This window comes from Xanthomonas cissicola (assembly GCF_008801575.1).
Taxonomy (GTDB): Bacteria; Pseudomonadota; Gammaproteobacteria; order Xanthomonadales; family Xanthomonadaceae; genus Xanthomonas; species Xanthomonas cissicola.
In genome coordinates this window covers 15240-38839 of record NZ_VZPL01000033.1, presented here as the reverse complement: position 1 = coordinate 38839, position 23600 = coordinate 15240, and the positions used below count along the sequence as shown (strand labels likewise).

Below are 23600 nucleotides of genomic sequence, written 5' to 3'. Positions count from 1 at the left end.
CATGGCAGTGCACCGCTCCAGGGGATGGCGCAGACGAAAAGAGCCGGCAATGCCGGCTCTTTTCTTACCACTGCGCTGACTGCGCGTCGCTTCGGCCTACCCGTTACTGGCGGGTGCTCAAACCGTCCTGGCGCACGTTGGAATCGCCCGCCGTCGATGCCATCTGGGTCACCAGCTGGCCATCGACCACCGGCAGACGGTCGCTGGTGGGCTTGTCATTCATGCGCACGGTCTTTTCGAAGCCGTCGTAGCGGTAGGTGACGTCATAGGCCACCACGTTGTCGGCGTCGCCCAGCGAGATGCGTTCGCCCGGCTTGCTGTCCATGCGCATGGTGCCGGTGGTGCCATCGGCATTGCGATAGGTCACGTCGTAGCCCACCACGCGCGAGGACTGCGAGTTGGCATTTTCGGTATGACATTGGCGCTCTGTGCGATCGACCACCCGGCCGCCAACGTGGTTGCGGTCGATGCGGTTACCGATAAAGCCGCCACCCACCGCGCCTGCGGCGGTCGCCAGCTTGCGACCGTTGCCGCCGCCCACCTGGTTGCCGATCAGGCCGCCGATGACCGCACCGGCCACGGTGCCGCCCACGTTACCGTCGCGCTCGGGCAGACGCTCCTGCACCACGACATCGCGGCACACTTCACGCGGCGAGGTGCTGGTGGTGGTCTCGCGGACGGCGTTGCTGTTGATCACCTGCGCGTACTGCGGCTCGCGCTGGGTGATCGGGGCAACCTTGACCACATCGGCATATTCCAGGCCGCGCGGCGCTGGCTGGCCGTTGGCGACAAAATCGCCGGACGATGGGCGGTTATTCATGAAAGCGGCAGTGGCGACGCCTCCGACCAGCAAGGCACCAGCAGCGACCAGTATAGTTGTCGTATTGCTCTTCATAACCAGCTCCCTGCGGACGCACCGCGTTGTTGACGGCCGTGATTCCAGCATGGGAACCCTGAACGAAAAGGCGCTCGCTCATGAACACGACGGTTAAGTTCAGCTAGCGGTTACTTCATGCATCTCTAACAGCCGGAGCATTCGCATGCGAAATCCCTTGACCGCACGCGCGCTGGACTGGGCCAGCACGCTGCGATATCCCACCTTGTTCAAGCTGGCCGCCGCGCTGTTTCTGATCGACGTGGTGATGCCGGATCCGATCCCATTCCTGGACGAATTGCTGTTCGGCCTGGCCACGCTGCTGCTGGCGAACTGGAAAACCCGCAAGGCGCCGGTGCCGGCACCGGTGCGCCGCCACTGATGCGGTTGATCGACAGCCATTGCCATCTGGATGCAGGCGAGTTCGACCACGACCGCGCGGCGGTGATCGCGCGCGCGCAGGCCGCCGGCGTCATGCAGCAAGTAGTGCCGGCGATCACCGCTGCCAGTTGGCCGGGCCTGCGTGCGGTCTGCGATCAGGCGCCTGGCCTCCACCCCGCTTACGGCCTGCATCCGCTGTTTCTGGAGCAGCACCGTCCTGCGCACCTGCAGCAGCTGGCCGAGTGGATCGAACGCGAGCGGCCCTGCGCGATCGGCGAATGCGGCCTGGACTTTTTCGTCGACGGACTGGATGCACACGCGCAGCGCGACTATTTCGATGCTCAGCTGCAGTTGGCCAAGCGCTTCGACCTGCCACTGATCGTGCATGCCCGCCGCGCCACCGAGGAGGTCATCGCGCGCATCAAGGCGGTAGGTGGCCTGCGCGGCGTGGTGCACAGCTTTGCCGGCAGCCCCGAGCAGGCGCAGCAGTTGTGGAAACTGGATTTCATGATCGGCCTCGGCGGCCCGGTGACCTACCCGCGCGCCAATCGCTTGCGCGGGCTGGTGGCCCGCATGCCGCTGCAGCACCTGTTGCTGGAAACCGACGCGCCGGATCAGCCCGACGCCGGCATCCGCGGCCAACGCAACGAGCCGGCGTATCTGCGCACGGTATTGGACTGCATCGCCCAGCTGCGCGGGCAAGATCCTACGCACATTGCTGCGCAGACGTCGGCCAACGCACGCAACTTGTTCGGCCTACCGCACTGAGCGCAGCGTGCGCATTAGCGCGCGGTCAGCACGACAGCGCGCAGGCCGCATCACGACGCCGCAACCGCCTCGGCTGCCGGCATCGCCACCGCAGCCTTGGGCTTCAGCAACATGTCCAGCGCCTTGCCCACCGCCACGAATGCAAAGGTGCCGGTGATATGCGTGGCCGCACCGAGCCCTGCCCCGCAATCGAGCTTGAGCGTGGCATCGGCATCGAGCTGTGGGCGGATGCCGCAGACGCTGCCATCGGCCTGCGGGTATTTCACGTTTTCCAGCGAATACACCGCGGGCACGCCGAAGTAGCGCTGCGGGTTCTTGGGGAAATTGAATTCGCTGCGCAGCTTCTTGCGGATGAGCGCCAGCATCGCATCGTGCTCGGTGCGCGAGACATCGCGCACGCGCACCAGCGTGGGGTCGGTGCGCCCGCCGGCCGCACCCACGGTCAGCAGCGGCAACTTGCGCCGACGGCACCAGGCGATGGTTTCCACCTTGACCCGAAAGCTGTCGCAGGCATCGATCACCAGGTCCAAGCCTTGACCCAGCAAGGTTTCGATATTGCCCGAGGTCAGGAAAGCCTCGACCGCGTCGGCTTCGATGTCCGGGTTGATCGCCACGCAGCGCTCGGCCATCGCCCGCGCCTTGTTGCGACCGTACTGCCCGGCCAGCGCCGGCAGCTGCCGGTTGGTGTTGGACACGCACACGTCATCGGCATCGATCAGGCGGATGTGCCCCACCCCGGTGCGTGCCAATGCCTCGACCACCCAAGACCCCACCCCACCCATGCCGACCACCGCCACGCGGCACGCCGACAAGCGCTCGACCGTGCCGACCCCGTACAGCCGGTCGATACCGGCAAAGCGTTCACGCCATTGTGCTTTCATCGGCCTATTTTACGCGCCCCGCTCAGGGCGCGCCCACGCTGCCGCAACGAACGTTGCGTCCCAGGAGCCACCTCATGCACGCCCCGCCTCCCACCCAGTCCCGCGCGGCCCGCTACGCCTTCACGCTGGTGTTGGGCCTGCTGATCGGCCTGGTCGCCACGGTCATGGTGGCCAACGCACTACGAGCGCGGCGCGACCCGGTGCCCGACAGCCTGATGCAGATCATGGCCTACCAGCTACGCACGCTGCGGCCGCACGCAGGCGCCGCCTGCATGCCGGCGCAGCAACAGCGGCGGCTGCTGGCCGACGAAGTCGAGCCGGCCTTCCCCGCGATTGGCGAGGACCGCCGCTTCGGCGAGCACGCACAGGCATTGCGTGCCGTGTTGGATCGGGCCCAGGGCGTGACGCCGACCGATTGCAGGCAGCTAGGCCAACTCCACACCCGCATCTCCGATGCTTGCGAGGCCTGCCATCGCGACTTTCGCTGAGGTTTGATGAATACGACGCTCGGGTTTCGTTAAGCCTGCAGTGACGTAGTTGGCGGGCCGTTCACCTGGACCATCACAGGATGACGTCGCCGCGGCCCCGGCCGCCTTTTCGAACCACCCCGGAGAGATCTCATGAAGACCCGACTGCTCGTCATTGGCCTGGCTGCAACCGCGACCCTGGTTGGCTGCGCCACCTCCCAACCCCAATACGGCAGCTATCGCGGCGATCGCGGTTATGACCAGGGCTACCCGCAGACGCAGCGTTGCGTGGATTGCGGCATCGTGACCCGGATCGACGAAGTCGGCCCGACCCGCACCGCGCCGACCGGCACTGGCGCCGTGCTCGGCGGCATCGTAGGCGCGGTGGCCGGCCGCCAGATTTCCAAGGAAACCGGCGGCAGTACGGGCAACAAGAACGTTTCGGCCGTGGCCGGCGCCGCTGCCGGCGCGCTGGCAGGTAACGCCATCCAGAACAACGTCACCAGCGCCAGCTTCGACGTGCAGGTGCGCATGGACGACGGCCGCGTGATCGTGGTCAACCAGCGCGACCTGGCGGGCGTGCGCGAGAACGCGTATGTGCGCGTGGTCAACGGCAAGGTCGTGCTGCGCTGATCCATCGGCTTGGTGGCCTAGACGTGCCGCCACTGCATTGCCCTTCGGCAACGGCCGCGACAACACAGTCGCCACGCAACAAAAAGGCCCGGCGACGGGCCTTTTTGTTGCGTGGCTACCGCACTCCGCGCAGCCGGCTCAGACCACCTGCACTGCATCGGCCTGCAGGCCCTTCTGGCCTTGCACGACCGTGAAGCTGACCTTCTGACCTTCCTTGAGACTCTTGAAGCCCTGGATCTGGATCGCGCGGAAATGCACGAAGACGTCTTCGCCATTTTCGCGGCTGATGAATCCAAAGCCTTTGGCGTCGTTGAACCACTTCACGACACCATTTTCGCGTTCGATATTGGACATCTCGACTGACTCCCTACGACACTGTGATGGACTAGCGGTGGTGGCTGTGATTGCAAGGAGGAAGCGAGGTACAAGGATGTAGCGGATCAGACGATCTACCGCATCAGGCCACGATTCACGGTGACCTTTGCAAACAGCAGCGGCTGCAACTTAACCTGCGCAAAATGAATTTTCAAGCACCCCTTGCGCCTTTTTGTCAAGCCTGAATCAGGACCTGTGTAACCATTATGGACACCGCCGTCGTTTACTACGTCTTGGCCACAGCGCTGGTGCTGATCGGCCTGGCTGGCGTCGTCCTGCCGGCCCTGCCGGGCCTGCCGCTGGTGTTCGCCGGCCTGCTGGTCGCCGCTTGGGCCGACAATTTCACCCACGTCGGCTGGGTGACGCTGGTCGTGCTGGGGTTGATCACTGCGCTGTCGTACCTGGTCGACTTCTTGGCAACGCTGTACGGAGCGCAGCGGGTAGGTGCGAGCAAGATGGCGTTGTGGGGTTCGGTCATTGGGGGCATTGCAGGCATTTTCTTCATGCCGATCGGGCTGTTCATCGGCCCGTTCGCTGGCGCCTGGCTGGGCGAGTACTACCAGACACGCAAGTCCGGCCAGGCCACCAAGGTCGGGATCGGCACCTGGGTGGGCATCATGCTCGGCACCGCCACCAAGCTGGCGCTCGGCCTGTGCATGCTGGGCGCGTTCGCCATCGGCTGGTTTTTCTAGGGCTTTGGAAAAGCTTGAGGTCGGTGCATGCGCTCTTTGTCCATGAGCGCGTGACGGCCACATGCGCTCAGTGGCTGACGCGTGGCGGGGCAGACCATCCACATGCCCACGTTAGGGCGGCACGTTGCAAGCAAACGCCGAGTTGAGGTGATTCGGTCGAATGTTATGCCGCCGTGTACACACTGCGTATGCAGACGCGACCATTAAGCTGCGCATCTCTGCGCCTGCCTGGCGCCTTCACTTCGGCCAGACTGCCATGTCCAAGCACCACACCCGCCCCCTGATGCTGATCGCACTGGCCGCCGCGCCATTGGCATATGCGCAGGAAATCGCACCGCAGCCGGCCTCGCCGCAAGCCTGCACCTCGGTGACCTCCGATGCCGCTCGTCTGGCCTGTTACGACAAGGCGCTGGGCTATACGCCACAGCAAACCGCAGAGGCAGATGCCGCAGCGCAATTGGCCAAGCAGAAGGAGGCCAAGCCCGACGATACGCGCGCGATCAGCCGGGTCGGCGATTTCTTCCGCGCCGACGGCCAGGACCAACCGAAAGAAGAAGCCATGGCCAATGCCGGCCGCGGCTCGTTGCTGGACCGACGCTGGGAACTGGCCAAGGACTCCAAGCTGGGCACTTTCCAGCTACGCGGTTACAAGCCGGTGTACCTGTTGCCGGCGTTCTGGACCAGCGACACCAACCGCACCCCGCAGTCGCCGAATCCGGCCAACTCGGTCAATACCCCGCAGCAGCTGGACAGCACCGAGCTCAAGTTCCAGCTCAGCTTCAAGACCAAGGTGGTGGAAGACCTGTTCGGCGACAACGGCGATATCTGGATGGGCTACACCCAGAGCTCGCGCTGGCAGGCCTACAACACCGATGCGTCGCGCCCGTTCCGCGAGACCAATTACGAGCCTGAAGCGATGCTGGTCTTTCGCAACAACTACAGCGTCTTCGGCTGGAAGGGCCGCATGAGCGGCATTAGCCTCAATCACATGTCCAACGGGCGCGCCGACCCGCTGTCGCGCTCGTGGAATCGGGTGATCCTGAACTTCGGGCTGGATCGGGAGAACTGGGCGCTCACACTGCGCCCGTGGTTCCGCATCAAGGAAGACCGCGCCGACGACAACAATCCCGATATCGAGGATTACATGGGCCGCGGCGATGCAACGCTGGTGTACAACAAGGATGGCCACGAATTCGCGCTGATCGCGCGCCATTCGCTGCGTGGCGGCGACCGCTCGCACGGTTCGGTGCAGCTGGATTACGGCTTCCCGATCACCAACCTGTTGCGCGGCCATGTGCAGGTGTTCGATGGCTACGGCGAAAGCATGATCGACTACAACCACAAGGCAACCTACATCGGTGTGGGCGTGTCGTTGCTGGAGTGGTTCTAAGCACTCCCAGCACCGGCTGCGCTCACTGCCACACGGGCGCAGCCGGTGTCGGTGTTCGGTGTGTACTACTTCAACTTTGCGAGCCCAATGCGCCCGTGCCCACTGCCGGCCACTTTTCTTGATCGCTCTGGCAGCGGTCAATGGTGTTGTAGGTGCTCACGACAAGCGCTGCTGCCGATGATCGCCTGCATCACGGGCGGCGCATCGTGCGAGGGAGTTGATCGGCAAACTGTACCGAGCCGATCAAATAGAAGGCCGGCATGTGCGCATGTCGGCCTTTTCGTCTTACGCAACCATGCTGCAGGACACGTTACCGGCGGACCAAAGCATATTGCGATGGCCGAGGCTTGCCTGCGCCCGACTCAAACGTCGAAAAAGTCCACCTTGCCGTCCTGCAAGGTGTAGTACGCACCGACCACGCGCACATTGCCAGCGCGCAATGGTTCGAGCAACGCAGGTTCGGACGCCGCGCGCAAGCGGTCGACGGTACGCTTGACGTTGGCCTTGACCGAATCGGCCAGCAGGTCGGTACCGCCCTTGGCCTTGGCGGTCAGCACCGCCGGAACGATCGGCTCGATCATCGAGCCGATGGCGCCCGGGAAGAACGTGTTGTTCTCCACGACCGACACTGCCGCCGCCACCGCACCGCAGCTTTCGTGGCCCATCACCACCACCAGCGGCACGCCGAGCTGGCTGACTGCATATTCGATCGAACCGAGCGCGGTGGTATCGACGGTATTGCCGGCGTTGCGGACGATGAACATTTCGCCCAGGCCGCGGCCGAACAGCAGCTCCGGCGGCACGCGCGAATCCGAGCACGACACCAGGACGACGAACGGGGTCTGGCCCAGCGCGAGCTCCAGACGGCGCTTGCTGTCGGAGATCACTTTCCTGGGCCGGTTTTGGACGAATGCATTGTTGCCGTCACGCAGAATCTCCAGCGCCTGCTCGGCATTCAAATCGGTTTTCTTGGACGGCGCCGCGCGTAAGGCGAACGACAGGGACGCGGCAGCGGCAGCGGCCGCGATCGGCGCGCAACAGGCGCACTGCAGCAATTTTCGACGCGATGCGGAATGCGACATGGACGAGCCCCCCCTGCTGTGTGGTTGGTGTCGCGATCGTACTATGTGGCGGACGCGACCCAACGGGCCGGATGGGCATCTGCGATCAGCCGACGCATTGCGCGGACGCAGGTTCAGGTCCAGTCCGTCAGGCCTTCCCGGCGATAGGTTTCCTGGAATGCTGGGCGCGCCTTCATCTGCATTGCGTGCGCCCGCAGCGCCGGCCAGGTATCGGTCGGCCGCGGCATGTTGCGCGACCAGCGCATCAGCATGGTCAACATGAAATCGGCCGCCGACACGGTCTTGCCGAGCAGATACGGGCCATGGGCCTGCAGATGCGCATCGACCTGGGTCCAGGCCGCTTCGAGCTTGCGGCGGGCGTGCATCTGCGCCGCCTCGGCCTGCCCGGCCCCGGCAGGCTCGCTCGGATAGAACCAGGCGCGGTACGCCGGCTGCAGGGTGTTGGCGCAGAAGAACATCCACTTGTAGTACGCCGCACGCTCGGGCGTGCCGACTGCCGGGGCCAGCCCGGCCTGGGGATGCAGATCGGACAGCTGCAGCACGATGGCTGCGGCTTCCGTGAGCACTTGGCCGTCCAGCACCAGCGTGGGCACCACGCCGGCCGGATTGAGCGCCAGATACTGCGGCGATTTGTGTTCGCCGCGTTCGAAATCCAGCGGGTGCAGTGCGTGCGGGATATCCAGTTCGATCAGCAGCCAATGCACCACCAACGCTGCGGTGCTGGGGGAGTGGTACAACGTGGCGACCATGCGGGCTCCGGGATCGGTAGGGACAGGTACGCAAGGCGGGCAAAGCCTGCGCGGGTCACTGCAATTGTCGCTGCTTTTACCGGGCTGTCGAAGACCTGTGTGCTGCAATCCCCGCTGCACCGGCACGCGCCTCGATATCGCAACGCCCTCAACGCGGTGCCGCATGCGCGCATCGTCCCTGCAACTCACCGGCACCGGCCACGCCTGCGCAACGCAGGTGCAGCCGGTTGGATCGTCGCAGTTACTCCACCACCACCGGAATCTTGCCGATACGCGACTGCCATTGGCGCGGGCCGGTCTTGTGCACCGATTCGCCGCTGGAATCCACCGCGACCGTCACCGGCATGTCCTTGACCTCGAATTCGTAGATCGCCTCCATGCCGAGATCCTCGAACGCCAGCACGCGCGCGGCCTTGATCGCCTTGGACACCAGATAGGCCGAGCCGCCAACCGCCATCAGGTAGACGGCCTTTTTGTCGCGGATCGCGGCAATCGCCGCATCGCCGCGCTCGGACTTGCCGACCATGCCGAGCAGGCCGGTCTGTTCCAGCATCTGCCGGGTGAACTTGTCCATGCGCGTGGCGGTGGTCGGGCCAGCCGGGCCGACCACTTCGTCGCGCACCGGATCGACCGGGCCGACGTAGTAAATGAAGCGGTTGGTGAAGTCCACCGGCAGGGTTTCGCCGCGGTTGAGCATGTCGATCATGCGCTTGTGCGCGGCATCGCGGCCGGTCAGCAGCTTGCCATTGAGCAGGATCGTCTCGCCCGGTTTGAAGCTGGCCACTTCTTCCTTGCTGATGGTGTCCAGATTGACCCGGCGCGCATTGGTCGGGTTGTAGGTGAGCTTGGGCCAATCTTCCAGCGACGGCGGATCCAGCATCACCGGGCCGCTGCCGTCCAGCGTGAAGTGCGCATGGCGGGTAGCGGCGCAGTTGGGGATCAACGCCACCGGCAGGTTGGCGGCATGGGTCGGATAATCCTTGACCTTGATGTCCAGCACCGTGGTCAGGCCGCCCAGGCCCTGCGCGCCGATGCCCAGCGCGTTGACCTTTTCGTACAGCTCAAGACGCAGCTCTTCGGCACGGTTGGAGGGGCCGCGCGCCTGCAGGTCGACGATGTCGATCGGCTCCATCAAGGCTTCCTTGGCCAGCAGCATCGCCTTCTCTGCGGTGCCGCCAATGCCGATGCCGAGCATGCCCGGCGGGCACCAGCCGGCGCCCATGGTCGGCACGGTCTTGAGCACCCAGTCGACGATGGAATCGGACGGATTGAGCATGGCGAACTTGCTCTTGGCCTCCGAGCCGCCGCCCTTGGCCGCGACGATCACCTCGACATGGTCGCCGGGCACGATCTTGGTGTTGACCACCGCCGGCGTGTTGTCGCGGGTGTTGGCGCGCTTGCCGGCCGGATCGGCCAGCACGCTGGCGCGCAGCTTGTTGTCGGGGTGGTTATAGGCGCGGCGCACGCCCTCGTTGACCATGTCTTCCACGCCCAGCGTGGCGTCGTCCCATCGCACGTTCATGCCGATTTCCAGGAACACGGTGACGATGCCGGTGTCCTGGCAGATCGGGCGGTGGCCTTCGGCGCACATACGCGAATTGATCAGGATCTGCGCAATGGCGTCCTTGGCGGCCGGCGATTCTTCGCGCTCGTAGGCGGCGGACAGGTTCTTGATGTAATCGACCGGGTGGTAGTAGCTGATGTACTGCAGCGCATCGGCGACGGACTGGATGAGGTCTTCCTGCTTGATCGAGGTCACGGCTGGCTCTACGGCTGGCGGGGGCAATCCGGCCATTTTAGAGCAAACCGCAGGCGCGTCCGGGCGCAATGTCAATCGATGCGATTGAGCGTTGCCGGAGAGTGCGTTTCGGTCAGTGCGCCACTGCGGTGGCGCTCGGGTGATAGCCAGCGACGAATGCGCCGACCGTTGCCCCTGTAGCGGCTGGCGGTATCTCGGCGCGCCTTGCGCAGGCACGTAATTGGCCCGCGCCCAGCCCCATCAGCCAGTCACCCAGCCCAACACCCCGCGCCCACGCCGGGCGCGGCACACTGGCGCGATGTCAGCTTCCCGTTCCGGCGCTACTGCGCCTGCCGCCCCCCGTACCGGCCCTACCCTGCGCGAGCGCCTGGATGCGCTGCGCAATCTCCCGCCGTTCCTGCAGCAGATCTGGCAGACCAGCCGCTGGCTGAGTGCCAGCAGCATCGGCTTGCGCGTGCTGCGCGCGCTGATGCCGGTGGCGACGCTATACATCGGCAAATTGATCATCGACGAGGCGATCCATCTGGTCGGCCAACCGTCGGCATTCGACTCGTTCGCGCAGGCCCTGGGCAGCGGCCGCCTGAACCGGCTGTTGGAACTGCTGGCGCTGGAACTGGCGCTGGCGATCGGCTCGGACCTGCTCGGCCGGCTGGTCGGCTACGCCGATGCGCTGCTGTCGGAGTTGTTCAACAACGCCGCCAGCGTGCGTCTGATGGAACATGCCGCGCAGCTGGATCTGGAGGATTTCGAAGACCCGGACCGTCAGGACAAGCTGGATCGCGCGCGACGCCAGACCATGAACCGCATGAACCTGATGAGCCAGCTGTTCGGCCAGGTGCAGGACGCCATTACCGTGATCAGCCTGGCGGTGGGCCTGGTGGTCTACGCGCCCTGGTTGATCGTGCTGCTGGCGGTTGCGTTGATTCCGGCCTTCATCGGCGAGGCACACTTCAATGCGTTGGGGTATTCGCTCAATTTCCAGTGGACGCCGGAACGGCGCCAGCTCGATTACCTGCGCCAGGTCGGCGCCAGCGTGGAGACGGCCAAGGAAGTCAAAATCCTCAACCTACACCGCTTCCTGATTGCGCGCTACCGCCGGCTGGCCGACAAGTTCTTTCAGGCCAACCGTGCGCTGGCACGCAAGCGCGCAATGTGGGGGGCGTTGCTGGCCGCGCTCGGCACCCTGGGCTACTACATGGCCTACGGCTACATCGCCTGGCGCACCGTGCGCGGCGACTTCAGCATCGGCGATCTGACCTTTCTGGCCGGCAGCTTCCTGCGCCTGCGGCAATTGCTGGAAGGCTTGCTGATCGGCTTTTCGCAGGTCGCCGGCCAGGCGCTGTATCTGGACGATCTGTACTCGTTCTTCAACATCGTGCCGGAAATCCGCTCGCGCCCGAACGCGCTGCCGGTGCCGCGCCCGATCCGCCAGGGCTTCGTGTTCGAAGATGTCGGCTTCCGCTACCCGGATGCCGAACAGTGGACGGTGCGGCATCTGGATTTCGAATTGCGCGCGGGCGAAGTGCTGGCGCTGGTCGGCGAAAACGGCGCCGGCAAGACCACCCTGGTCAAGCTGCTGGCACGGCTCTACGACCCCGACGAAGGCCGCATCCTGCTCGATGGCCAGGATCTGCGCGACTACGATCTGGACGAGCTGCGCGCCAACCTGGGCGTGATTTTCCAGGACTTCGTGCGCTATCACCTGAGCGTTGGCGAAAACATCGGCGTCGGCCAGGTGGACGCGATGGACGATACGTCACGCATCCGCGCCGCCGCACAACGCGCCATGGCCGGCGAGCTGATCGACAGCCTGCCCGATGGCTACAACCAGCTGATCGGGCGGCGTTTCAAGAACAGCGTGGATCTGTCCGGCGGGCAATGGCAGAAAATCGCCATCGCCCGCGCCTACATGCGCGATGCGCAGCTGATGATCCTGGACGAACCCACCGCCGCGCTGGATGCGCGCAGCGAATTCGAGGTGTTCCAGCGCTTCAAGGAACTCTCGGATAACCGCACCGCGGTGCTGATCTCGCACCGTTTCTCCAGCGTGCGCATGGCCGACCGCATCCTGGTGCTCGCTGCCGGCCGCATCGAAGCCAATGGCACCCACGAAGAGCTGATGGCGCAGGGCGGCCGGTATGCGGAATTGTTCGAATTGCAGGCGGCGGGGTATCGGTGAAGCTGGGAATGGGGAATGGGGAATTGTTAGAAGCGGCGCCCCGGCGGCTGCCAGGTACTGAGCCTGCGGATCCTGAAGGGGCACAGATCTTTCGGCACTGCACCTCATTCCCGATTCCCGATTCCCAATTCCCGATTCCCGATTCCCGCCCAAATGAGAGTTCATCTCATTTGGCCAGCTTGAGGTAGAATTGGCGCGTACTCCTCCCACGACACGACCGGTATGTCTTCCGCTTTTGGCGCCGAAACGGTGCTTGAGGTCCGTCATTGGACCGATGCCTACTTCAGTTTCACCACGACCCGCGATGCCGGCTTCCGTTTCGAAAACGGGCAGTTCGTGATGATCGGGCTGGAAACCGAAACGCGTCCGTTGCTGCGTGCGTATTCGATCGCCAGCGCCAATTGGGAAGAACATCTGGAGTTCTTCAGTATCAAGGTGCCGGACGGCCCGCTGACCTCGCGGCTGCAGCACATCCAGCCCGGCGACAAGGTGCTGGTCGGCAAGAAACCCACCGGCACGCTGCTGATCAGCGATCTGCACCCCGGGCGCAACCTGTATCTGCTGGGCACCGGTACCGGTCTGGCGCCGTGGCTGTCGATCATCAAGGACCCGGAAACCTACGAGCGTTTCGACAAGGTGATCCTCACCCAGGGCGTGCGGTTCGTGCAGGATCTGGCCTACCGCGATTACTTCGAACGCGAATTGCCGCAGCACGAATTTCTCGGCGACCTGCTGCGCGAAAAATTGCTGTACTACCCGGCCGTCACGCGCGAAACCTTCGCCAACCAAGGCCGTTTGACCGAGCTGATGGCCGATGGACACATGCAGCAGACGCTCGGGTTGCCGACACTGGATCCGGCCAACGACCGTTTCATGATCTGTGGCAGCCCGCAGATGCTGGCCGACCTGCGCAGCCTGCTGGATAGCCGCGGTTTCCAGACCTCGCCGCGCATCGGCACGCCGGGGCATTACGTGTTCGAGCGCGCATTCGTCGAAAAGTGACGCGCCGCGCATGCAAGACCCGTGCGGCGCGGCGTTTCGTCTGAAAAACCCGCTGTCGTAGGAGCGCCCCCGGGCGCGACGAAGCGTTCCCGGTAACGCCTCGCCGCGCCCAGGGGCGCCCCTACGATTCCAGCACCACGCCCTGCCGGATCATGCGTCCAGCGCGCGCTCGATCTCGGTAGCCAATGCCTCCGGCTTGGTGGTGGGCGCATAATGTTCCAGCACGCGGCCGTCGCGGCCGATCAGGAACTTGGTGAAGTTCCACTTGATCGCCTCGGACCCGAGCACGCCGCGTTGTTCGTGCTTGAGCCATTGCCACAGCGGATGCGCGCCGTTGCCGTTGACGTCGATTTTCGCGGCCAGCGGAAAATCCACCGCATAGTCGAGCGAGCAGAACTGGCGGATCTGCGCCGCATCGCCCGGCTCCTGGTGCCCGAACTGATCGCATGGAAAACCGATCACTACCAGTCCACGTTCGCGATAACGCTGCCACAGGGCCTGCAGCCCCGCGTATTGCGGCGTAAACCCGCACTTGGAGGCGACATTGACCACCAGCAGTACGTTGCCGGCATAATCGCGCATCGACTGGGTGCGACCTTCCAGGTCGGTGAATGCGAAGGTGGAGATGTCGCTCATGGTTGCCCTGCAGTGTGCGAGACGGGCAGCGTACCGTAGCCGCCTGCACGGCGGCCACGCGGCGGAAGAAGGATGGCAGAGGTCAGTCGTGCGACAGATCGCCTTCCGCGCGACAGGCCGGGATCGTCAAACAGACGGCCGGGATCTTCCAAAGCCAGCCGAAGACAGCCAGCTCGGGCCTGCCACGGAGTGCAGCGGGCGCACGTCCTGCGGCGGTCCATGCTCCGCTTGCATCGACTCGTACCATGCAACGCGAGCGACGGTTGTGCCCGCCTGATGGCGTTGTATTGGCTTGGCAGCCATGCCTTTTGTCACACGCCTGTCCCGACTGGCTGGGTTAGCCTCGGCGGTTCGCACTTTGGAGCAACTCTCTTGACCACCCGTCTCGCTTTTGCCCTGGCCGCCTCCCTGGGACTTGCCATGCCGTCCTACAGCATCGCCGCCCCCGCTGCCACGCAGGCCGCCACCCAAGCCAACCCCTTCTTCGCCGACAGCACGCTGCCGCTGCATTACCCGCAGTTCGACAAAATTAAGGACAGCGATTTCGCACCTGCCTTCGATGCCGGCATGGCCGAGCAGTTGAAGGAAGTGGAAAAAATCGCCAGCCAGAAGGCCAAGCCCAGTTTCGACAACACCATCATCGCGCTGGAAAAGAGCGGTGCCACGCTCGACCGCGCCACCACGGTGTTCTTCAACCTGGTCGGCGCAGACACCAACGACGCACGCAAGAAATTGCAAGCCGACTATTCGGCGAAGTTCGCAGCGCACCGCGATGCGATTTCGCTCAACGGCAAGCTGTTCGCACGCATCCAGACCTTGTACGACCAACGCGCCAAGCTGGGGCTGGATGCGCAGGGCGTGCGCCTGGTCGAGAAGTACTACAGCGACTTCGTGCGCGACGGCGCCAAGCTCTCCGACGCCGACAAGACCACGCTCAAGGCCATGAATGCCGAGCTGGCCAACCTGGGCACCACCTTCAGCCAGAACGTGCTGGCCGAAGTGAATGCTGCCGCTGTGGTCGTGGACGACGTCAAGCAACTGGATGGTTTGTCGCAGGAGCAGATTGCCGCTGCCGCCGAAGCCGCCAAGGCACGCAAGCTCGACGGCAAGTACGTCATCGCGCTGCTCAATACCACCGGCCAACCGCCGCTGACCCAGCTGAAGAATCGCGAGCTGCGCAAGAAGATCTACGACGCCTCGGTGTCGCGCGGCAGCCACGGCGGCCAATACGACAACACCGCGCTGGTGGCGCGCATCATGAAGCTGCGTGCCGACAAGGCCAAGTTGCTGGGCTTCCCAACCTATGCCGCCTACTCGCTGGAAAACCAGACTGCCAAGACCCCCGAAGCGGTCAACGCGATGCTGGGCAAACTGGCACCGGCCGCGGTGGCCAATGCCAAGCGCGAAGCCGCCGATCTGCAGGCGATGATCGACAAGGAACAAAAGGCCGCGCGCAAGCCGACCTTCAAGCTCGAAGCCTGGGATTGGGCCTACTACAGCGAGAAGGTGCGCCAGGCCAAGTACGACTTCGACGAATCGCAGCTCAAGCCGTACTTCGAGTTGAAGAACGTGCTGGAAAACGGCGTGTTCTATGCGGCCAATCAGGAATACGGCCTGACCTTCAAGCAGCGCACCGACCTGCCGACCTACCGCGACGACATCACCGTCTACGACGTGTTCGACGCGGACGGCAAGCAGTTGGCGATCTTCATTGCCGACATGTATGCGCGCGAATCCAAGCGCGGTGGCGCATGGATGAACTCCTATGTGTCGCAGTCGGACCTGACCGGCTTCAAGCCGGTGGTGGCCAACCACCTCAACATTCCCAAGCCGCCGGCCGGCCAGCCGACGCTGCTGACCTGGGATGAGGTGACCACCATGTTCCATGAGTTCGGGCATGCGCTGCACGGCATGTTCTCCGACGTCAAATACCCGTATTTCTCCGGTACCAGCGTGCCGCGCGACTTCGTCGAGTTCCCCTCGCAGGTCAACGAGATGTGGGCCGACGAGCCGTCCATCCTGAAGAACTACGCCAAGCATTATCAGAACGGCACGCCGATGCCGCAGGCCTTGCTGGGCAAGGTGATTGCCGCATCCAAGTTCAACCAGGGCTTTGCCACCACCGAGTACCTGGGTGCGGCAATGCTGGATCAGAACTGGCACCAGGTCAGCGCCAACCAGGTGCCGGACGCCGCTGGCGTGATGGCATTCGAAGCCAAGGCGCTGCAGCAGGACGGCATTGCCTATGCACCGGTGCCGCCGCGCTACAAGACCCCGTATTTCAGCCACATCATGGGCGGTTACGCGGCAGGCTACTACGCCTACATCTGGTCGGAAGTGCTGGACGCCAACACCCAGCAGTGGTTCAAGCAGCACGGTGGCCTGAGCCGCGCCAATGGCGATCGTTTCCGCAAAACCCTGCTTTCGCGCGGCGGTAGCGTGGATGCGATGGAGCTGTTCCAGAACTTCGCCGGGCATGCGCCGCAGATCGAGCCGCTGCTCGAAAAGCGCGGTCTCAGCGCGCAAGGCGGCGATGGTGCGACTCCGGAAGCGCCGCAGTCCAGGCCGTAAATCGGCTGCACGATCCGCGCGCGGTGGTGAGGCCGCGCGTGTGGCGGCAGGATCGGCATGTCCCCTTCGGGCATGCCGATCTTGGACATCAGACGAGACATCAAATGCTCGCGACGGTATCGACAAGTCTTTGGTCGAGAACCGATGAGATGACAACGCCGCCCTGAGCGACCAGGGCGGTTTTTTTGCGTGCTGCGTTTGCAGCGCTTATCGCACGCGCAACGCGCGCCGCTCAGAGTTCGACCGCGTCCACGCCATCCAGAAGCTTTTTCAGCAGCTTCTCCAACCGTAGCTGCTCGGCCTCGCTCATACTGGCGGTCTCTGCATGCAGCAGCGTGCAGGCATCGGGCAACAGGCTTTCGATCAAGGCCGAGCCTGCCGGTTGCAGCGTCAGTACGATCTTGCGCCGATCTTCGGGACTGCTGGTGCGCGTGATCAGGCCTTTCTCGCACAGCTGATCGGTGAGCCGGGTGATGTTGGCCGGCTTTTCGCTGGCGGCTTCGGCCACCTCGGTCGGAGTGATCGACTGCTCCGGCGTGCCATAGAGCATCATCAAGATCTCGTATTCCGGCGGACTGATGCCATAAGGCTTGAGCCGCACGCACCCGAGCGTATGCAGGCGCTTGTAGAGATGCTTGATCAGTCTCACCAATATTGCCGGCTCCCGTGGGAACGCCGGATAACGCACGCAGGTGTGGTCCACGCGACTTGCGGTCGGATCGAAACTACTCATATCACCCGTCGAGTACATTGCTGAATGGCCGGGCCATTCAATCACAACATGCGCGATGCGACACCTCAGCGCGCGAAGAGATGTACATATTCCGGTGCGACCGAAGGCAATAATGTGGAGGCAGCCACCTCTGCCATCTGCGTGCCATCCGAGTAGGGGCCGACCTGATAGGGCGGAAACACAAAGCGCACGGCAGTGATCTGCCCATTTGCATTCAACACCGGCACGAACTGCGCAAAGTTGTCCACCTGCGCGGCAGTGCCTTCGGCAATCATGCGATCGGCCGAAGCCACCTGCTCAGCCTGCTCTTCTACCGGCACGCGATCGGCCTGGACGCGCTGGGTCGCTGCTGCATGCAATTGCGCCGCGACCTCCCGGCCGATCTTTTCCCAGGCTGCCGGATCCGGAATCAGCGCCTGCGCGGTCAATTGCTTGTGCTCCTTGACCAGCCAAACGAAGCGCGCCACCAGCGGCTCGCCATGCGCAGCGCCGGTGTATCTGCTGCCGTCGGCGGAAATCACGATCAGATCCGGGGTCTGCAACACGGTTTCGAATGCCAGCGACAGCTCATACGGCGCGGGCGGCTTGTCGTTGCCCAGACCGGACACGGCCTGCATCAGTTCGGCACGTGCGTCCTGCGCATAGCCGCGAATGAGCGCAGTGAGTTCCGGATATGCATCCAGCCCGTGCGGATAGCTGATGCCCACCATATAGGCCGGTGCATGTTCGATCACATCTTCCAGCGGGCCGCTCTGTACCACGGTCGGCTCTGCAGGCGGCGCTGCCGCAGGCGCCGCATCGGCCGCAGGCGCGTTCGGCTCTGCCGTTGTCGGCGCGCGCTGCGTACACCCTGCCAACACGGCCAGCACCAGCAAGCCCTGCACTGCCTTCACTTCAAGCAACCGCCCCATTACCGCCCGCTCCCCTGTCTGAATCGTGTTACGAAAGGCCCAATGCCGGTCAGGCCAGCAGATCCTGATATTGCGGATGTCGCCGCACATATGCATCGGCATAGCGACATGCCGGAACCACCTTCAAACCATGTTGCCGTGCGAATGCCAAAGCGTCCTCGACCAATGCCGCGGCAATTCCGCGTCCGCTGACGGCGTCCGGCACCTGCGTGTGGGTGATGGTCATGATTTCGCCTTCGCGCCGATAGGCCAGCTCGGCACGATGTCCATCGGTGTCCATGTTGAAACGCTGCCGGGCCGGATCGTGTTCTACGTGCACTGTCGACGCCTCCGTCATGTTCTGCGCCAGCAAGAAGTGGCGTCAGTGTGACCAGCGCGATGCCGCGCCTGCGTGAAAGTGAATCGCTGCTGTGATCGGCCGCGCAGCTTGCGCAACGCGCCCTCAAGTTCTCCCGGGGGGGCGCCGATAGCTGACCTGAAGGCAATCGTGGCAACCGGTGTGCGGAAGCAGCGACGTCTTCGCCTTACCTACGAGGGAGCCACCGCATGAACAACGATTCGGCAGGACACAGCGCAGACAGCGACAGCTCGTTGCTGGAGGGCTTGTTCCAGTTCGCTCTCAAGGGCGACACCCACAATCCGGATTTCACGCAGCTCAACAATACGGTGTACGAGCGCCTGCAGCAGGCCTACGGCGTGGCATCCAGCGCCGACCAGGAACGCAACGCGGCTTGAGCCGGCGCATCGCTGCGCAGCGGTCTCATCCGCTGTGCAGTCGTTGCTCTCATCTGGCAAGTCTGTCGAGACCGTGCCATCGCGCGGGTCTGACCTGGCTCGGCCTCATCAAGCCCCCGGATTTGATCCGCTCCCGCAACGGTCCAGTCCGTACACGCCAGCAGTCGTCGGGCGTGCCACTGCGCTAGCTGCAACCACGCTTTCGGCTTGCAGAAAGCATGCGCCGGCCGGGCACGAAAGTCCACGCCCACCTGCGACGGCGTCCAGCGCGCTGAGCCTGGGTGACCTAACCGCCGCCGGCCGCGCTCAGCCGAAGCGCGGATTGGACAGCTGCTCAAGAAACACCGGCCACACGCGCGGCTCCATGATCAGCATGAACATCACGCCGAACGCGGCGCCGGCCAGATGTGCGCTGTGGTTGATGCGATCGCCGCCGCGGCGGTCCATCCACAGGCTGTAGCCCACATAGAACACCGCATAGAGAATTGCCGGGGCGGGAATGAACAGCACCAGGATGATCGTCCATGGTTGCAGCAGGATGAAGGCAAACAGCACTGCCGACACCGCACCGGACGCGCCCAGGCTGAGGTAATTCGGATTCTTCTGGTTCTTCAGGTAGCTCGGCAGGATCGAGACCACCAGTGCGGCCAGATAGAACAACGGATAGGTCAGCACGCTGCCGGTGAGCTGGGCCATCACGTTCTCGATCACCCGTCCGAAGAAGAACAGCGTGATCATGTTGAAGATCAGGTGCCCCAGATCGGCATGGATGAAGCCATAGGTCACCAGGCGGTCGTATTGCTTGTGCTTGTCTACCGCCGGCGGCCACAGGATCAGCCGGTCGCTCAACTTGCGATTGTTGAACGCCATCCACGAGACGATGCCGGTGATGGCGATCAGGATCAGGGTAATCATGCAGACCTCAGGCAGTACGGTAATTGTCGACCATGCGATACCGGCGCGCGTACAAGCCGAAGGCAAGTGCCGCCAGGAACGCGAAGGCCGCGAAGAAGAACATCAAGAAGGCCGCTTCGCTGAGTCCAGTATCGGCGATATGCGCGGTTACCGTCGCATTGCGCACCGCCACGTTCGACAGCAGCACCCATAAATTGCCGACGGTGGTAGTGAGATACCAGAAACTCATCACCACGCCCTTCATCGACGGCGGCGCCTGGCTGTAGGCGAACTCGATGCCGGTGGCCGACACCAGCACCTCGCCGAAGGTGAGCAGTGCGTACGGCAGGATCTGCCAGGCGATGTGCATCGGCTCGCCACCATCCATGATCATCTGGATCGCGCCCACCGCAATCCAGGCCACGCCACTGAAGGCGATGCCGCTGGTCATGCGGCGCAACGGGGTGGGCTCCCAGCCGCCACGGCGTAGCAGCGGGTACAGCACCAGGTTGTTGAAGGGGATCAGCAGCATCACCAGCAGCGGATTGAGCGCCTGCATCTGCGAGGCGGTGAACCAGGCCGGCATGGTCATCTCGCGCCCCTGCAGCACCCAGGTCGAGGCCTTCTGGTCGAACAACGAAAAGAACGGCGTCACCAGCGCGAAGATCACCAACACCCGCAACAGCGCACGCACGCCTTCCACCGCAACATCCGGATGGGTGCCACGCGCGCGTTCCAGCTGCCACCAGGTCCCGCCGCCGATCCCGGCCAGCAACAGCACCAGCGCAATGCACAGGCACACGACGATGCCCAATGGCTCGACCAGCGCGAAGCCAGCCAGCGCCAGCAGCACCGAGACGACCGCCAGCAGCAGGCCCGGGCGCCCCTGCCCCGGCGCGTGCGTCAGTAACGCGGTGCGCACCACCGCAGCGAACCCATGTGGGTCCTTCGGCGGCAGCGGCACCAGCACATAGCGCTTGCGCCCCAGCCAGAACACCAGCGTGGCCACGAACATCAGGATGCCGGGAATGCCGAATGCCCAGGCCGGGCCCAGATTCTTCAGCGCCAGCGGAATCAGCAGCGAGGCGAACAGCGAGCCGAAATTGATGATCCAGTAGAAAGCGTCGAACACCACCTTGGCCAGGTGCTTGTTGGACTGGTCGAACTGGTCGCCCATGAACGACGCCACCAGCGGCTTGATGCCGCCTGCGCCCAGCGCGATCAGGCCCAGACCGAGAAAAAACCCGTCGCGGCTGCCTTCAAACAGCGCAAGGCAGGCGTGGCCGGCGCAATACACCAGGCTGAACCACAAAATGGTGTTGTACTTGCCGAAGAAGCGGTCGGCCAGCCAACCGCCCAGCAACGGGAAGAAATACACCCCGATCATGAAACTGTGCAGGATGTGCTTGGCCTCGGCCTCGCGTCCCGGCCCGCTGATTTCCTGCAGCAACAGCGAGGTGATCAGAAACTGCACCAGGATATTACGCATGCCGTAGAAGCTGAAACGCTCGCAGGCCTCGTTGCCGATGATGAAAGGAATCTGGAGCGGCAGCCGCGCGCCGGCAGATGCGCCTGGCGAGATGGAGGTGGTCAAAGGCAGTCCGGTCATGCTGAAAACAGGCCCTATCGTACCGGCGCCCACCCGCCGGCCGCCATCGCCCGCCCGGGAGTGCCGGACGCGGGCGCCGAGCGGATGCGGCTGGCGGACCTCACTTCGGCATGATCGATGACCTACAGGCCGGCCGGAAACGACATTGCTCCAAGCGTTGCACAGCCTCCGCGTCGTTTGCGCCTACCTCGAATGTCGCTCAGCTGGTCAACGAAAACCCGCCCCCGCGTCCAGGTGAAACCCACGCACATGGCACCGATCACAGCAGGATCATGACGCAGTGCAGTTTGGCCTTGCACGCTGGCTCGGCTACATTGCAAACGTTTTCCTGGAACACTGGACCGCTGGATGCCCCGCTTCACTCGCCTGGCCCTGAGCCTGTTGCTGCTGACTTCCGCCCCCGCCGCGCTGGCTGCCGCGCCGCTGACCACTCAGGCAGAGCGCAGCGGTTTTATCCAGACCGGCCGCTACGACGAAGTCATTGCATTGTGCGATGCGTTTGCGCAGCGCTACCCGCAGGCCGTGCGTTGCATCCAGTTCGGCACTACGCCCGAGGGCAGGCCGATGAAGGCCCTGATCGCCTCCACCAGTGGCGCGCTCGACCCGCAATCGGCCGCGCAACGCAAGTTGCCGGTGGTCTTGGTCCAGGGCGGCATCCATGCCGGCGAGATCGATGGCAAGGATGCGGGCTTTCTTGCTCTGCGCGAGTTGCTCGACGGCAAGGCCGGCAACGGCGTGCTCGACAAGCTGGTGTGGGTGTTCGTACCGGTATTCAACGTCGACGGACATGAGCGCTTCGGTGCCTGGAACCGCCCCAACCAGCGCGGCCCCGAACAGATGGGCTGGCGCACCACGGCGCAGAACCTCAATCTCAACCGCGATTACGTCAAAGCGGACGCGCCGGAAATGCAGGCCATGCTGCAACTGGTGCAGCAGTGGGACCCGCTGATGGTCGTAGACCTGCACGTCACCGACGGTGCCAAGTTCGAGCACGATGTGTCAGTGCAGGTGGAACCGGTGCATGCCGGCGATACGACCTTGCAGCGCGATGGCACCCGCTGGCGCGACGCAGTGCTTGCCGACCTGAAAAAACAGGGCTCGCTGCCGCTGCCCTACTACCCGTCCTTCGTGCACGAAGACGACCCCAGTTCCGGCTTCGCCGATGATGTGTCGCCGCCGCGCTTTTCGCACGGCTATTTCCTGCTACGCAACCGCTTCGGCATGTTGGTGGAAACGCATTCGTGGAAGGATTACCCCACGCGTGTGCGGATCACCCGCAATGCCATCGTTTCGGTGCTGCAGCAGGCCGCACGCCATGGCAGCCAGTGGCGCGCCGATGCATTGGCTGCCGATCAGCGCGCCACACGTTTGGCCGGCACGACCGAACCGTTGAGCTTCGCTGCGGGCCCAGACGCACGCACCGTCGCGTTTCGTGGCTACGCGTATACGCGCACACCGTCGCCGATTTCCGGCGCGCTGATGACGCGCTACGACGAGAGCAAGCCGCAAGTCTGGAAGGTGCCGCTGCGCGGTCAGATCAAACCCGATGCGGTGGTGGATGCGCCACGCGGCGGCTACCTGGTCCCGGCTGCGCAAGCCGCCTTGGTCGGCGGAAAACTGCGCCTGCATGGCATTCAATTCACGACCATCGGCAATGCGGCGGAGCGGCCGGTGCAAACCTTCCGCGCCGACGCGGTCAAGTTCTCGGCACGCTCCAACGAAAGCCATCAGACAGTCGAACTCAGCGGGCAATGGCGCAATGAAACCCGCAGCGTGCCGGCCGGCTCCTTGTTCGTGCCGATCGCCCAACCCAAGGCGCGTCTGGTGATGGCGATCCTGGAACCGCAGGCGCCGGATTCGCTGCTGCAGTGGGGCTTTTTCAATACCGCGTTCGAGCGCAAGGAATACATGGAAGCCTATGTCGCCGAAGAGGTAGCGCGCGACATGCTTGGGCGCGATGCCGCGTTGAAGGCGCAGTTCGAACAGCGCATTGCCAGCGACCCGGACTTTGCCAACAACCCGCAGGCGCGGCTGGAATTTTTTGCCAAGCGCCACGCATCGTGAGCGCTACCAGCTCTACCCGGTACTCCGCACCGCGCAGACCGACCTCTAACCGTCCGCCGATTCTGCACGCGTCGGCGCGGAATGCTCGCGCCCTCCCGATGTGGGCATTTTGGTGCCCCTCTTTATGTCTTGAACCAGCACTACAAGGAAATCCCGTGCCACAGCTCGATATGAAACCGTTTACATTCCATCAGAATCGTCCGCGCCCCTTGGTT

Annotated in this window: 22 protein-coding genes and 1 pseudogene; 11 read left to right on the top strand and 12 right to left on the bottom strand. The window is 63.9% G+C overall.

Annotated features, from left to right (window positions below; translation table 11 throughout):
- Positions 1 to 103 precede the first annotated feature (103 nt).
- Positions 104 to 895: a glycine zipper 2TM domain-containing protein gene (locus F7R02_RS14675; RefSeq protein ID WP_015472338.1), complete on the bottom strand. Its 792-nt coding sequence runs from the start codon at positions 893 to 895 to the stop codon at positions 104 to 106.
- Positions 896 to 1040: 145 nt separating this feature from the next.
- Between F7R02_RS14675 and F7R02_RS14670 the strand changes: the two genes are divergently transcribed.
- Together F7R02_RS14670 and F7R02_RS14665 are read left to right on the top strand one after the other, a co-directional pair.
- Positions 1041 to 1256, top strand: coding sequence for a DUF6116 family protein (locus tag F7R02_RS14670; RefSeq protein WP_005925711.1), 216 nt, complete (start codon positions 1041 to 1043; stop codon positions 1254 to 1256).
- On the top strand, positions 1256 to 2023 hold the full coding sequence (locus F7R02_RS14665; protein WP_003483568.1) for a TatD family hydrolase: 768 nt from the start codon (positions 1256 to 1258) through the stop codon (positions 2021 to 2023). Before F7R02_RS14670 ends, F7R02_RS14665 begins: the two co-directional genes overlap by 1 nt.
- Positions 2024 to 2073: 50 nt before the next feature.
- On the opposite strand, the gene F7R02_RS14660 is transcribed toward F7R02_RS14665, so the two are convergent.
- Entirely contained in the window at positions 2074 to 2904 is an 831-nt protein-coding gene (locus F7R02_RS14660) for a tRNA threonylcarbamoyladenosine dehydratase (RefSeq protein WP_005925718.1), read from the bottom strand.
- 74 nt (positions 2905 to 2978) lie between these two features.
- Between F7R02_RS14660 and F7R02_RS14655 the strand changes: the two genes are divergently transcribed.
- Together F7R02_RS14655 and F7R02_RS14650 are read left to right on the top strand one after the other, a co-directional pair.
- Positions 2979 to 3392, top strand: a complete 414-nt coding sequence (locus F7R02_RS14655; protein ID WP_078591361.1) for a hypothetical protein — start codon at positions 2979 to 2981, stop codon at positions 3390 to 3392.
- 132 nt (positions 3393 to 3524) lie between these two features.
- Positions 3525 to 4004, top strand: a complete 480-nt coding sequence (locus F7R02_RS14650; RefSeq protein WP_005911807.1) for a glycine zipper 2TM domain-containing protein — start codon at positions 3525 to 3527, stop codon at positions 4002 to 4004.
- Between the two features lie 138 nt (positions 4005 to 4142).
- Here the strand turns inward: F7R02_RS14650 and F7R02_RS14645 are convergent, their stop codons facing one another.
- Complete coding sequence (locus tag F7R02_RS14645; RefSeq protein WP_003483561.1) at positions 4143 to 4358, bottom strand: cold-shock protein; 216 nt, start codon at positions 4356 to 4358, stop codon at positions 4143 to 4145.
- Positions 4359 to 4585: 227 nt separating this feature from the next.
- On the opposite strand from F7R02_RS14645, the gene F7R02_RS14640 reads away from it, so the two are divergent.
- Together F7R02_RS14640 and F7R02_RS14635 are read left to right on the top strand one after the other, a co-directional pair.
- Positions 4586 to 5071 carry a DUF456 domain-containing protein gene (locus tag F7R02_RS14640; RefSeq protein ID WP_078591362.1) on the top strand — a complete coding sequence of 162 codons (486 nt, stop codon included), beginning with the start codon at positions 4586 to 4588 and terminating at the stop codon, positions 5069 to 5071.
- A 256-nt stretch (positions 5072 to 5327) separates the two neighbouring features.
- Positions 5328 to 6461 (top strand): phospholipase A, encoded by a 1134-nt coding sequence (locus F7R02_RS14635; RefSeq protein WP_078591374.1) that lies wholly within the window; start codon positions 5328 to 5330, stop codon positions 6459 to 6461.
- Positions 6462 to 6823: 362 nt separating this feature from the next.
- Here F7R02_RS14635 and F7R02_RS14630 read toward each other — a convergent pair whose 3' ends face one another.
- The 3 genes from F7R02_RS14630 to F7R02_RS14620 all read right to left on the bottom strand — a co-directional run bounded on the left by F7R02_RS14630 (position 6824) and on the right by F7R02_RS14620 (position 10051).
- Positions 6824 to 7462: a carbonic anhydrase gene (locus F7R02_RS14630; protein WP_172397300.1), complete on the bottom strand. Its 639-nt coding sequence runs from the start codon at positions 7460 to 7462 to the stop codon at positions 6824 to 6826.
- Positions 7463 to 7656: 194 nt separating this feature from the next.
- Positions 7657 to 8292, bottom strand: a complete 636-nt coding sequence (locus F7R02_RS14625) for a glutathione S-transferase family protein (RefSeq protein WP_078591363.1) — start codon at positions 8290 to 8292, stop codon at positions 7657 to 7659.
- Positions 8293 to 8533: 241 nt separating this feature from the next.
- Positions 8534 to 10051 (bottom strand): fumarate hydratase, encoded by a 1518-nt coding sequence (locus F7R02_RS14620; protein WP_167521035.1) that lies wholly within the window; start codon positions 10049 to 10051, stop codon positions 8534 to 8536.
- A 298-nt stretch (positions 10052 to 10349) separates the two neighbouring features.
- On the opposite strand from F7R02_RS14620, the gene F7R02_RS14615 reads away from it, so the two are divergent.
- Positions 10350 to 12230 (top strand): ABC transporter ATP-binding protein, encoded by a 1881-nt coding sequence (locus F7R02_RS14615; RefSeq protein ID WP_033484176.1) that lies wholly within the window; start codon positions 10350 to 10352, stop codon positions 12228 to 12230.
- Positions 12231 to 12452: 222 nt separating this feature from the next.
- Positions 12453 to 13232 (top strand): ferredoxin--NADP reductase, encoded by a 780-nt coding sequence (locus F7R02_RS14610; protein ID WP_078586434.1) that lies wholly within the window; start codon positions 12453 to 12455, stop codon positions 13230 to 13232.
- Between the two features lie 150 nt (positions 13233 to 13382).
- On the opposite strand, the gene F7R02_RS14605 is transcribed toward F7R02_RS14610, so the two are convergent.
- On the bottom strand, positions 13383 to 13868 hold the full coding sequence (locus F7R02_RS14605; protein ID WP_078591365.1) for a glutathione peroxidase: 486 nt from the start codon (positions 13866 to 13868) through the stop codon (positions 13383 to 13385).
- Between the two features lie 372 nt (positions 13869 to 14240).
- Here F7R02_RS14605 and F7R02_RS14595 point away from each other — a divergent pair, with 372 nt between their 5' ends.
- Complete coding sequence (locus F7R02_RS14595; RefSeq protein ID WP_172397299.1) at positions 14241 to 16439, top strand: M3 family metallopeptidase; 2199 nt, start codon at positions 14241 to 14243, stop codon at positions 16437 to 16439.
- Positions 16440 to 16671: 232 nt separating this feature from the next.
- Here F7R02_RS14595 and F7R02_RS14590 read toward each other — a convergent pair whose 3' ends face one another.
- The 3 genes from F7R02_RS14590 to F7R02_RS14580 form a co-directional block, all read right to left on the bottom strand.
- Positions 16672 to 17172: a MarR family winged helix-turn-helix transcriptional regulator gene (locus tag F7R02_RS14590; RefSeq protein ID WP_011050926.1), complete on the bottom strand. Its 501-nt coding sequence runs from the start codon at positions 17170 to 17172 to the stop codon at positions 16672 to 16674.
- Between the two features lie 65 nt (positions 17173 to 17237).
- A complete protein-coding gene (locus F7R02_RS14585) occupies positions 17238 to 18083 on the bottom strand; it encodes a DUF3298 and DUF4163 domain-containing protein (protein WP_078591367.1) in 846 nt (281 codons plus the stop codon).
- Between the two features lie 49 nt (positions 18084 to 18132).
- Entirely contained in the window at positions 18133 to 18402 is a 270-nt protein-coding gene (locus tag F7R02_RS14580) for a GNAT family N-acetyltransferase (RefSeq protein WP_172397301.1), read from the bottom strand.
- 227 nt (positions 18403 to 18629) lie between these two features.
- On the opposite strand from F7R02_RS14580, the gene F7R02_RS14575 reads away from it, so the two are divergent.
- Positions 18630 to 18818, top strand: coding sequence for a hypothetical protein (locus F7R02_RS14575; RefSeq protein WP_003483521.1), 189 nt, complete (start codon positions 18630 to 18632; stop codon positions 18816 to 18818).
- A 306-nt stretch (positions 18819 to 19124) separates the two neighbouring features.
- On the opposite strand, the gene F7R02_RS14570 is transcribed toward F7R02_RS14575, so the two are convergent.
- Together F7R02_RS14570 and F7R02_RS14565 are read right to left on the bottom strand one after the other, a co-directional pair.
- Positions 19125 to 19733 carry a rhomboid family intramembrane serine protease gene (locus F7R02_RS14570; protein WP_078591368.1) on the bottom strand — a complete coding sequence of 203 codons (609 nt, stop codon included), beginning with the start codon at positions 19731 to 19733 and terminating at the stop codon, positions 19125 to 19127.
- A gap of 7 nt (positions 19734 to 19740) precedes the next feature.
- Positions 19741 to 21321 (bottom strand): POT-type proton-dependent oligopeptide transporter, encoded by a 1581-nt coding sequence (locus tag F7R02_RS14565; RefSeq protein WP_005911772.1) that lies wholly within the window; start codon positions 21319 to 21321, stop codon positions 19741 to 19743.
- Between the two features lie 348 nt (positions 21322 to 21669).
- On the opposite strand from F7R02_RS14565, the pseudogene F7R02_RS14560 reads away from it, so the two are divergent.
- Positions 21670 to 23434: pseudogene (locus tag F7R02_RS14560) on the top strand (M14 family metallopeptidase).
- The last annotated feature ends 166 nt before the right edge of the window (positions 23435 to 23600 follow it).